This window comes from Exiguobacterium alkaliphilum 12/1 (assembly GCF_000714435.1).
GTDB lineage: Bacteria > Bacillota > Bacilli > Exiguobacteriales > Exiguobacteriaceae > Exiguobacterium > Exiguobacterium alkaliphilum.
In genome coordinates, this window is the sequence record NZ_JJMW01000061.1 from 1 (window position 1) to 1292 (window position 1292).

Here is a 1292-nt window from a genome sequence, read left to right on the forward strand (position 1 = left end):
TGGGCTAACCTAAATTTTTGAGACAATATAAAAACACCTTCGCAGTGGTACACTTAAAAAAAGTGCTAGCATCGGAGGTGTTTTTGCGTGGGCAAAAACGTATATTCAAGTGAAGTGAAATGGGCAGTGGTGAAAGACAAACTGAGCGGTGAGTTGACGACTAGAGAGATCATGGAGAAACACGGGATCAAAAACGAATCACAGATCCACACATGGATGAGATGGTATCGGTCCAATGAAATCTATCGATTTGACCAGCCCATCGGGAAGCAATACACCTACGGACTCGGTCCTGATTCCGCCAGTGAGGATGACAAGAGAGAGCGTCAACTATCCCACCTGAAGACGGAGAACGACATCTTAAAAAAATTCATGGAGATCGAAAGAGAGTTGAAAAAGAAATAGCGTTAAAGACTGTAGAGCGCCTGAAGAGCAAATATACGGTCACGACCATCCTACGTGTCCTAGACGTGCCACGGGCAACCTATTACCGTTGGGTCAAAGAACCGGTGAAGCAACCTTCGGTGCTGGAGCAAACAGTCATCGAAGTGTGTAAGCTTACGAAGTATCGATATGGACATCGAAAGATAAAAGCCCTGTTAGAGCAAACCTATGAATTGGCGGCTAACCGGAACACCGTACAAAGAATCATGCAGAAGCACCATCTCCAGTGTCGGATTAAGCCTAAACGGAAATGGAAGTCTCAGGGCGAGAGCATCATCATCGCACCTGACCTTCTCAAGCGAGACTTCACGGCCAGTGAACCAAATAAGAAGTGGGTGACGGACATCACCTATATCCAATACGGGAGCACGACGAAGTACCTCTCCACAATCATCGACCTATTCAACAATGAAATCGTTGCCTATAAGCTATACGAGCATCAACAGACGCCCCTCGTCATCGATACGTTAAAGATGGCGTTGGAGAGTCGGAACAATCCCGAAGGGATCATCATCCATTCGGATCAAGGAAGTGTCTATACATCATATGCCTTTCAAGATTTGGTCAAGAGGAACCATCTGACGAGCAGCATGTCCCGAAGAGGCAACTGTTGGGATAATGCGGTGATTGAATCGTTTCATTCGAATTTGAAGTCTGAGGAGTTCCAGTACGTCAAGTTCAACTCGTTAAGTGACCATGAAGTGCGTGAGCGGGTGGACCATTACTTAACTTACTATAACGAAGAGCGTATCCAAGAAAAATTAGGCTACCTCACACCGATAAAATATGGTGTGGTGGCAGCCTAATAAGGTGTTTTTATTAGTGTCTCATATAGCTAGGTCAGTCTA

The 1292-nt window shown here is 45.4% G+C and carries 1 protein-coding gene; it reads left to right on the top strand.

The annotated features are described in order from the left end of the window. Positions 1-87: 87 nt before the first annotated feature. Positions 88-1250, top strand: a protein-coding gene (locus RT52_RS17945) for an IS3 family transposase (RefSeq protein WP_156028793.1) whose coding sequence is annotated in 2 segments (ribosomal slippage) — positions 88-364 and positions 364-1250 — 1164 coding nt in all. Because the reading frame shifts where the segments join, the coding sequence is not laid out codon by codon here. Positions 1251-1292 lie beyond the last annotated feature (42 nt).